Raw genomic sequence first — 9,815 nt, forward strand, 5'->3', positions numbered from 1 at the left:
GCGCCACCCGCGCCGCGCCGTCGGACGAGTCGTCCGAGCCACCGCCCGCCCCGGCCGTCATCCCTCCTGTCGATCACCCGACTCCTTCTGTAGTCCGGGTGCCCGCTGTGGTCGGAGCGACGCCGGTGCCCACGTGGTGCGCGGTCGTGGAAAACTACAGGGGTCACCCGGCGAAAGGCCCCCGATCATGACCACTTCCAGCACCACCTCCTCCGCCCCGAGCACCGACGCGTCCGGCATCCTCCCGGCCGAGCTCGAGGACCTCGTCGCACTCTTCGACGTGCGGGCGACGGACAGCCCGACGCCCGACGCCGAGCGCGAGGCCGCGCTGCAGGCGCCGAAGTTCGGCACCGTCTTCTCCGACCACATGGCCCGCATCAGCTGGCGCCAGGGCGACGGGTGGCTCGACCGCCGCATCGAGAAGTACGGCCCGCTGCAGATCGACCCCGCGACCGCCGTCCTGCACTACGCGCAGGAGATCTTCGAGGGGATGAAGGCGTACAAGCACGACGACGGGTCGGTCTGGACGTTCCGCCCGGACGCCAACGCGGCGCGGTTCGCCCGGTCGGCGCACCGCCTGGCGCTGCCCAGCCTGTCGGTGGACGACTTCATCGGCTCCATCGCCGCGCTCGTGCGCACGGACCTCGACTGGGTGCCGTCCGGGGAGGACTCCAGCCTGTACCTGCGGCCCTTCATGTTCGCGTCCGAGACGTTCCTGGGCGTGCGTCCCGCGGCCGAGGTGGAGTACCTCGTCATCGCCTCGCCCGTGGGCCCGTACTTCGCCGGCGGCGTGAAGCCGGTGTCGATCTGGGTGTCGGAGGACTACCACCGGTCCGGGCCGGGCGTCACGGGCGACGCCAAGTGCGGCGGGAACTACGCCGCGAGCCTCCTGCCGCAGATGATCGCGCAGGAGCAGGGCTTCGACCAGGTGTGCTTCCTCGACGCGACCACGAACACGTACCTCGAAGAGCTCGGCGGCATGAACGTGTTCGTCGTCATGGCGGACGGCTCGGTGCACACCCCGGAGCTCACGGGCTCGATCCTCGAGGGTGTGACGCGCTCGTCGATCCTGCAGCTCGCCGCGGACCACGGTCGCGACGTCGTGGAGCGCCGGATCCCGATCTCCGAGATCGCCGCGGGGCTCGCGGACGGCAGCGTGGCCGAGATGTTCGCCTGCGGGACCGCCGCCGTCATCACCCCCGTCGGCCGGCTGGCGGGCAGCTCGTTCGACCACCAGGTCGGCGGCGGGGAGCCCGGCGAGCTCACCATGGCGATCCGTTCCGAGCTGACCGACATCCAGTACGGCCGCGCCGCGGACCGCCACGGCTGGATGCGCCGGCTCGCCTGATCCCCACCCCGGGAGGCTGTCGACCCATGCCCACCCCGATCACGGCGGGCGAGCTGAACCGTACGACGCTCGCGCGCCAGCAGCTGCTCACCCGGTCCGACGACGACCTCGTGTCGGTCGTGGGCCGGGTGGGCGGGCTGCAGGCGCAGCACGCCGACATGCCGTACATCGCGCTCTGGGCGCGGCGGGCGGGCCAGACGGTCGCCGAGCTCGAGCACGCCCTGACGGACCGGTCCGTGGTCAAGGCGACCGTCATGCGGTCCACGCTGCACGTGGTGCCCAGCGCCGACTGGCCGCTGCTCGACGCGGTCTCGGCGGAGCAACGACTGGCGGGCTGGCGCGCGAGCGCACGCCGCGCAGGGGTGGACCTGGTCGCCCTCAACCGGGCCGTGCGTGCGTTCTGCGCCGAGCCGCGGACGCTGGACGAGGTGGAGGCGTTCGCCGCGGAGCAGTACCCGGACGTCGACGCCGTCGCGGCGATCCCCGGCGGGGTGAGCCGCGCATGGTGGCGCCTCGCGAGCGCCGGTGGTGGGCTGGTGCACGTGCCGCCGAGCGGGATGTGGGGTTCCCACGTCGCGGCGCACCATCAGGACGGCGTGCACTGGCTCGCCGACGTGCTGCCGCACCCGCTGCCCTCGCCGCCGGCCGACGAGGCGCGCGCCCGGGCGGTGTCCCGCTACCTGGCGGCCTTCGGCCCGGCGTCCGTGCGGGACGTCGCGCGGGGCCTTGGGGTGCGCGGCGTCGGCGCGATGAAGCGGGCGCTCGCCCTGCTGGAGCTGCGGGTGTACACCGCGCCCGACGGGCGTGAGCTGCTGGACCTGGCCGACGCCGACCTCACGCCCGCCGACACCCCGGCCCCGGTTCGGCTCCTGCCTCGCTGGGACCAGCTCCTCGTCGCGCTCGACGAGCGGTCCCGGCTCCTCGACGCCGAGCACGCGGGCCTCGTCTACCGGCGGAACGCCGACGTGCTCCCGACCCTCTGGGTGGACGGGCGGGTGGCCGGGACCTGGTCGCTGGACGTCGACGCGCGCCGGGCCACGGTGCACCTCGAGCCCTTCACCGGGGACGCGTGGGCAGCCCACCGCGACGAGCTGGAGGCCGAGGCGGGCTCGCTCCTCGACCTCGTGGCGGAGGACGCGCCGCAGCGCGAGGTCACCTGGTCCGCGGAGCCGGCCGCACGAGAGTCCGGCCGAGCACGCCGTTGAGCATGGCGGAGACCGCCACCCCGAGCACCGCCCACACCAGGGCGGTCGCCACCGCGGACCCGGCGGGCCCGTCGCCCGTGAACGGCAGCGCGGCGAGGATCACCGTGGTCAGGGCGACCAGCCAGCCGAAGAACATCCGGGGCCGCGGCACCACTCGTACGAGCGCCTGCAGCACGACGGCGGCGAGCAGGGCGAAGACCGCGCCGGTGAGCGCCCACGCGAGCCCGGGCGCGCCGGGCAGCGCGCGGGACGGCCCGAGCAGCCCCACACCGAACGCGCCGTCGAACACGACCGAGGCGGTGAGCCCCAGGACGGCGCACACCAGGACGGTGACGGCGGCGCCCGACCAGTAGCGCGGCCGGTCGAGGGCGAGCAGGGCGCGCGACGTCGGGGCCGGCGCGTCCCACGCGTCGACGGGCTCGGCCGTCGGCACGGTGTCCGGCAGGATCCCGGGCGGGGGGTCCGCAGGGCTCGTGGGACCGCCGGGTGTTCGCGACTCGCTCATCGGTACGGCCTCCTGACCTCGGGTGACAAGGGCAAGCCGACCACAGCCGCCCCTCGGTCGCACGGTAGCGGGCGGGGTAGCCCGGGGCCGTGGGGTGGACGCCCTGTCCTGGCGGCGGGCGGGTGTGGCACCATGTGGCCCATGACACGCCTCGCGCACCAGCGTCGCTTCCTCATCATTCCGTAGCGCGTCCGGCACACCGTCCGGACGCGCAGACCTTCCGTACCCCGGAGGGTCTTTTTTGTTGATCAGATCGTCCAGAGCTCCACGAGCTGGGGAGTCCCCGCATGACCGCCACCCCGTTCCACGTGTACGACACCACCCTGCGCGACGGCGCGCAGCAGGAGGGCATGAACCTCTCGGTGGCGGACAAGCTGGCCATCGCGCCGCTGCTGGACGAGATGGGCGTCGGCTTCATCGAGGGTGGCTGGCCGGGCGCCGTGCCCAAGGACACGGAGTTCTTCCGGCGCGCGGCCAAGGAGCTCGACCTCCGCAACGCGGTGCTCGCCGCGTTCGGCGCCACCCGCAAGGCGGGCACCCGCGCCTGGGACGACCCCCAGGTGCGCGCGCTGCTCGACTCCGAGGCGCCGGTCGTGACGCTCGTGGCCAAGTCCGACGTCCGGCACGTCGAGCGCGCCCTGCGCACGACGCCGGCCGAGGGCCTGGCGATGATCGCGGACACCGTGGCGTTCCTCGTCGGCGAGGGGCGCCGCGTGGTGGTCGACGCCGAGCACTTCTTCGACGGCTACCGCTTCGACCCGGCCTACGCCCGGGCCGCGGCCGAGGCGGCGTTCGAGGCGGGCGCCGAGGTGGTCGCGCTCTGCGACACCAACGGCGGCATGCTGCCGCACTGGGTGACCGACGTCGTGACCGAGGTGCGCGAGGCCCTCGGCCTGCCGCACGTGAGCGACGCCGTCGCGGGCGACCGGCTCCTCGGCGTGCACGCCCACAACGACTCGGGGTGCGCCGTGGCGAACACCCTGGCCGCCGTGGCCGCCGGGTGCGGGCACGTGCAGGGCACCGTGAACGGGTACGGCGAGCGCACGGGCAACGTGGACCTCGTCACCGTCGTCGCGAACCTCGAGCTCAAGCACGGGCTGCGCACGCTCACCGGGGGCGGTCTCGAGGAGGCCACCCGCATCGCGCACGCCGTCGCCGAGATCACGAACATCTCGCCGTACGCCCGGCAGCCCTACGTGGGCGCGAGCGCCTTCGCCCACAAGGCGGGGCTGCACGCGAGCGCCATCAAGGTGGACCCCGACCTGTACCAGCACATCGACCCCACCGCCGTCGGCAACGACATGCGCATGCTCGTGTCCGACATGGCGGGGCGCGCGTCGATCGAGCTCAAGGGGCGCGAGCTGGGCTACGACCTCAGCGGTCAGGGCGAGCTCCTCACCCGCGTCACCACCCGCGTCAAGGACGCGGAGGCGCAGGGCTACACCTTCGACGCGGCCGACGCGTCGTTCGAGCTGCTGCTGCGCGAGGAGCTCACGGGTGCGCGGCAGTCGTACTTCCGGGTGGAGAGCTGGCGCACGATCGTCGAGACGGTCGCCGGGGGAGCGGGGCACGACGCCGCGGGCCGGGAGGCGGACGCCGTCGCCGAGGCGACGGTGAAGCTGCACGCCGGGGGCGAGCGCGTCGTCGCGACGGGGGAGGGCAACGGCCCGGTGAACGCTCTCGACCAGGCCTTGCGCAGCGCGCTCACGCACGGCTACCCGCAGATCGAGAAGTTCGAGCTGATCGACTTCAAGGTGCGGATCCTCGACGCGCAGCAGGGCACGGACGCGACCACGCGCGTGCTGGTCGAGACGACGGACGGGCAGCACTCGTGGTCCACCGTCGGGGTGGGGGCGAACGTCATCGAGGCGGCGTGGGAGTCGCTCATCGACGCGTACGTGTACGGCCTGCTGCACGCGGGCGTCGAGCCTCGCTGACCGGCCGAGGTCCCGCGGTGGCTACCGCGGTGCGCGGGCCTGCAGGCGGTGGGGCTGCACGGCCTCGTACGTGGCCTTGAGCGCCGCGGTGGTCTGGTCGTAGCGGCGCTGCGCGACGCGCACGAACAGGAAGTCGACGATGGCGAGCTGCGCGATGCGGCTCGACATCGCGCCGGAACGGAACTGGGTCTCGCGCGCCGTCGTGGACAGCACGACGTCGGCGAGCTCGGCCAGCGGGGACGACGGGAAGTTGGTGACGGCGACCGTCGTGGCGCCCGCCTCCTGCGCGAGGGTGAGCGCCTGGACCGTCTCCATCGTCGTGCCCGTGTGCGAGACGGCGACGGCGACCCCGCCCTTGCCGAGCAGGGCCGCGGACTGGAGCTGGCCGTGCAGGTCCACCGGGGCGAAGCAGACGATGCCGATGCGGGAGAGCTTCTGCGCCAGGTCCTGCGCGGTGAGGCCGCTGGACCCCGAGCCGTAGACGTCGACGCGGGGGGCGGCGGCCATGGCGTCGACGGCGCGCTCGAGGGCGTCGAGGTCGAGCATGCGCGCCGTCTCCTCGATGGTCCGGGCCTCGTGGAAGGCGATCTTGGAGACGACGTCGGTGGCGGTGTCGGTCCGGTTGATCTCGCCCTCGGCGATGCCGGAGCGCTCGAGCTCGACGGCGCGGCGGCTGGTGGCCTGTGCGAGGTCGATGCGGAACTCCGGGTAGCCGGCGTAGCCCACGGCGCGGCAGAAGCGCACGACGGTCGCCTGGGAGGTCCCGGCGCGTGCCGCGAGCTCGGTGATGGTGGCGCCGACGACGCCGGGCGGGTCGTCGAGCACGACGGACGCGATGCGCGCCTCGGCGGGTCGCAGGGTGGGCAGCGTCTGGCGGAGCCGGACGAGGACGTCACCGTTCATGCGCGGGGGTCTCCTTCCCGGCGGGCGCCGGTGTCAGGGGTGGGCGGGGCGGACGGCCGGGCGGTGCCGCGCACCGTGACCCAGGGCTCGTACGGCTCGACGAGCGCGCCGCCACGGTCGTCGACGAGCGATCGGGCGAGGCGCAGCGCGCCGTCGAGCGGGCTGCCCTCTGCGGGCAGGAGCCGGACGTCGGGGCGCAGCGCCGACAGGCGCGCCACGAGCGGGGTGCGTACGGCGTCCCCGATCTGCAGGACGCCGCCGGTCACGGCGGCCAGCGGCGGGATGCCGGGTCGCAGCGCGGCGGCGAGGGTCTCGGCGAGGTGGGTGCCGGCGTCGTGCAGGATGCCCTGGGCCACCTGGTCGCCGGCGTGGGCGGCGTCCGCGACGGCGGGCGTGAACGACGCGAGCACGTGGGCCCGGTCGGCGCGGCCGTAGAGCGCCGCCGGCCAGCCCTCGACGGGACCGAAGCGCTCGATCCCGGCGGCGAGCAGCGTGGGGGAGGCGGGGCCGGGCCGGCCGTCGTGCGTGGCGACCGCGGCGCGCAGCCCGTGCGCGCCGATCCAGGAGCCGGAGCCGAGGTCGCCCAGCAGGTGCCCCCAGCCGTCCGCGCGGTGCCAGCGACGGCGCAGGTCGGTGGCGAGGACGATCGCGCCGGTGCCGACCGCGGCGACGGCGCCGGGCCGGCCGCCGAGGGCGCCGAGGTGCGCGGCGAGCGCGTCCGCGGCGACGGCCGTGGCGCGGGCGCCGGCGGCGTGCAGGACGTCGTGCAGGGCGCCGGGGTCGGCGACGAGGGACGGCAGCCCGGTGACCGACAGGGCGGCGGCCGCGATCCGCACCCCCGGCCACCGGCCGGCCAGGTCGGCGACGAGCTCGGCCACGACGTCGGCGGCGTCGCTCCCGGCGGCGGTGATCCGCACGGGACGGCCGGTGAGGGCGAGGGTGTCGTCGGCGACGGGGCCGTGCGCGGGCACGGCGACGAGTCGGGCGCCGCTGCCGCCGACGTCGACGGCGACGACGTGCTCGGGAGCGAGGGGCGGGGCGTTCGTGCCGGTCACGGGGAACAGTGTGGCAGTCATTTTCTTGCGGAGGGGGGCTAACGAAACGAATCTCGCCCGCTCGAGGGGCGGTGTGACCGACGCCGCGTCCCACCCGGGCGCGGCACGGCTACCGTAAGGACGTGCATGGTGAGTACAAGGTTCCCGGTGGCAAGCTCGTGACGGTCGACCTCGACGTGCGCGAGGGGATGCTCGCCGACGTCCGGCTCAGCGGCGACTTCTTCCTCGAGCCGGACGACGCGCTCGAGGTGATCGACGCCAGCCTGGTGGGGCTGCCGCGCGAGACGTCCACGGGCGAGCTCGCGCGCGCCGTCGACGACGGACTGCGGATCGCGGAGCAGGACGGCCGCGTGGCGGGCGCGGTGACGATGGTCGGCTTCGACGCCTGGGCGGTGGCCGTCGCGGTGCGCCGCGCGCTGGGCCTGGCGACCACGTGGGACGACCACACCTTCGAGGTGCTGCGCCCGGGCCCGCTGGCCCCGGCCACCCTCGCCGCGCTGGACCAGGTGCTCACCGAGGAGCTCGCCGAGGGCCGGCGCGGCCCCACGCTGCGCTTCTGGGACTGGACGGAGCGCGCCGTGTTCATCGGGTCGTTCCAGTCGCTGCGCAACGAGGTCGACCCGGAGGGCGTGCGCAAGCACGACGTCACCGTGGTGCGCCGCATCTCCGGCGGCGGGGCCATGTTCATGGAGGCCGGCAACTGCGTCACGTTCTCGCTGGTCGTGCCGGCGTCGCTCGTCGACGGGATGTCCTTCGAGCAGTCCTACGCCTTCCTCGACTCGTGGGTGCTCGGCGCCCTGGAGTCCGTCGGCGTCGAGGCCTACTTCGCCGGCATGAACGACGTGGCGTCGCCCGGCGGGAAGCTCGCGGGCTCCGCGCAGAAGCGCCTCGCCGGCGGTGCGGTGCTGCACCACATGACGATGGCCTACGACATCGACAGCGCGAAGATGCTCGAGGTGCTGCGCATCGGCCGGGAGAAGCTGTCCGACAAGGGCACCACCAGCGCCAACAAGCGGGTGGACCCGCTGCGCTCGCAGACCGGCATGGCGCGCGACGAGATCGTCGACGCCTTCGAGGCGCACTTCAAGGCGCACCACCGGACCGTGGACTCCACGCTGCGGCCCGAGGAGCTGGAGCGCGCCGCCGACCTCGTGCGCACCAAGTTCGGCAACCCGACCTGGATCAACCGGGTGCCCTGACCAGCCCAGCCCCTGGCGCGGGAGGTCACCGTCCTGTCACGGATCGGTGCGGTGACTTTGCACACCCGGGTTCGGTCAGTAATCTCCCTCCCAGAGCGACTCCCCGGAAGTTCCTTTCAGCCGAGGGTCGCTCGACCAAGGACAGCGCGCTCTGCACGGCAACCAGCCGCAGACAGCGAGACGACGACGTCGCGCCGGACGACAAGGACGTCGGGACGACATGACCGCGCGAACGGCGCCCACGGGCGCCGCGCACGAGGGAGGGCGGCCCAGGAGGCCGCCACGGGAGGACTGGAATGCGGCGACAGATGTGGACCCGGAAGACCGTGGGGGTCGCGACCGCGGCACTGGTGGCGCTCGGCGCGGCCGCCTGCAGCGGCGGCTCCGACGACGGCGGGAACGGGGCCGTCGACGGCGAGGGCAAGACCCTCGACGTCTGGATCATGCAGGGCACCAACCCCAGCGCCGACACCTTCTTCGACGAGGTCGGGAAGGCCTTCACCGAGGAGACCGGCGCCAAGCTGAACGTCGAGTTCGTCGAGTGGGCGGACGCGCACGACCGGTTCGTCACCGCGATCGCGGGAGGCACCACCCCCGACGTCGCCGAGACCGGCACCACCTGGACGCCGGAGTTCGCCGACGCGGGGGCGCTCGCGCCGCTCGACGACTACGTGGCCGACGCCGGCCTGGGCGACGACCTGGTGGACGGCCTCGTCGACGCGGGCACCTACGACGGCAAGCTGTACGGCATGCCCTGGTACGCGGGCGTCCGTTCGCTCGTCTACAACAAGGAGATGTTCGAGAAGGCCGGTGTGAAGCCGCCCACCACCTGGGCGGAGATCGAGTCGGCCGCCAAGGCGATCAAGGCGAAGTTCCCGGACAAGACCGCCGTGGCGGTGCCCGGCGACGCCGAGTTCACGGTCTACCCGTGGGTGTGGGGCGCCGGCGGCGAGGTCGCGACGCAGGACGGCGACACCTGGACCTCGGGCCTCGACAGCGCCGCGTCGCAGGAGGGCCTCAGCTTCTGGACCGGCCTGGCGAAGGACGGCTACTCGTCGGCGGGTGCGACCACCTGGCGCGAGACCGACGTCCTGGACGCGTTCGCCCAGGGCGACGTCGGCATGGCCGTCATGGGCTCGTGGACGCCCGGCGCGATCATCGAGGCGAACAAGGACATGAAGGGCAAGTTCGCCGCCGTGCCGATCCCGGGCAAGGACGGCGGCATCGCCCCGTCGGTGCTCGGCGGCTCGCACCTGAGCATGTTCTCCACGGCGAAGGACCAGGACCTCGCGTTCGCGTTCATCAAGCTCATGACCACGGGTGAGTTCGCCACGAAGTGGGGCGAGCAGGCCGGCTACTTCCCGGGCCAGAAGTCGCTGCTGGACGAGACGCTCAAGAGCACCGACCCGCTCGTGGCGCCGTTCGCGAAGCAGTTCGTCGAGGGCGGCGCGTCCGTGCCCGTGTCGCCGAACTTCGGCGCCGTGCAGGCCAAGCTGACGACCAGCACGATGATGCAGTCGATCCTGTCGGGCAGCGAGGACGTGCCCACCGCCAGCACCAAGGCCGCCGACGAGATGTCGTCGCTGCTCAACGGTGGCAGCTGACGGATGACGAGCACTCTCCCCGTCGCGGCCCCCGCCGGGCCCGGGCAGCAGCCCGGGCC

General features: G+C 73.8%; 8 protein-coding genes. 5 read left to right on the top strand and 3 right to left on the bottom strand.

Features of this window, described 5'->3' with window-relative positions:
- Positions 1-187 precede the first annotated feature (187 nt).
- Together ACFT55_RS15970 and ACFT55_RS15975 are read left to right on the top strand one after the other, a co-directional pair.
- Entirely contained in the window at positions 188-1,348 is a 1,161-nt protein-coding gene (locus ACFT55_RS15970) for a branched-chain amino acid aminotransferase (protein ID WP_380244825.1), read from the top strand.
- A gap of 26 nt (positions 1,349-1,374) precedes the next feature.
- Positions 1,375-2,553: a winged helix DNA-binding domain-containing protein gene (locus ACFT55_RS15975; protein ID WP_380244826.1), complete on the top strand. Its 1,179-nt coding sequence runs from the start codon at positions 1,375-1,377 to the stop codon at positions 2,551-2,553.
- Here ACFT55_RS15975 and ACFT55_RS15980 read toward each other — a convergent pair.
- Positions 2,501-3,058: a hypothetical protein gene (locus ACFT55_RS15980; RefSeq protein ID WP_380244827.1), complete on the bottom strand. Its 558-nt coding sequence runs from the start codon at positions 3,056-3,058 to the stop codon at positions 2,501-2,503. The two genes, ACFT55_RS15975 and ACFT55_RS15980, sit on opposite strands and share 53 nt — an antisense overlap.
- Positions 3,059-3,345: 287 nt before the next feature.
- On the opposite strand from ACFT55_RS15980, the gene cimA reads away from it, so the two are divergent.
- Positions 3,346-4,995 (top strand): citramalate synthase, encoded by a 1,650-nt coding sequence (gene cimA / locus ACFT55_RS15985; protein ID WP_380244828.1) that lies wholly within the window; start codon positions 3,346-3,348, stop codon positions 4,993-4,995.
- A 21-nt stretch (positions 4,996-5,016) separates the two neighbouring features.
- On the opposite strand, the gene ACFT55_RS15990 is transcribed toward cimA, so the two are convergent.
- On the bottom strand, positions 5,017-5,898 hold the full coding sequence (locus tag ACFT55_RS15990; protein WP_380244829.1) for a MurR/RpiR family transcriptional regulator: 882 nt from the start codon (positions 5,896-5,898) through the stop codon (positions 5,017-5,019).
- Positions 5,895-6,953, bottom strand: a complete 1,059-nt coding sequence (locus ACFT55_RS15995) for an N-acetylglucosamine kinase (RefSeq protein ID WP_380244830.1) — start codon at positions 6,951-6,953, stop codon at positions 5,895-5,897. Before ACFT55_RS15995 ends, ACFT55_RS15990 begins: the two co-directional genes overlap by 4 nt.
- 122 nt (positions 6,954-7,075) lie before the next feature.
- Between ACFT55_RS15995 and ACFT55_RS16000 the strand changes: the two genes are divergently transcribed.
- Together ACFT55_RS16000 and ACFT55_RS16005 are read left to right on the top strand one after the other, a co-directional pair.
- Positions 7,076-8,152 (top strand): lipoate--protein ligase family protein, encoded by a 1,077-nt coding sequence (locus tag ACFT55_RS16000; protein WP_380244831.1) that lies wholly within the window; start codon positions 7,076-7,078, stop codon positions 8,150-8,152.
- A gap of 296 nt (positions 8,153-8,448) precedes the next feature.
- The gene (locus ACFT55_RS16005) at positions 8,449-9,756 is read left to right on the top strand and encodes a sugar ABC transporter substrate-binding protein (RefSeq protein ID WP_380244832.1); all 1,308 of its coding nucleotides are present in this window, start codon (positions 8,449-8,451) and stop codon (positions 9,754-9,756) included.
- Positions 9,757-9,815 lie beyond the last annotated feature (59 nt).

Origin of the sequence: Isoptericola sp. NPDC057191 (assembly GCF_042670225.1) — a bacterium.
Classification (GTDB): domain Bacteria; phylum Actinomycetota; class Actinomycetes; order Actinomycetales; family Cellulomonadaceae; genus Isoptericola.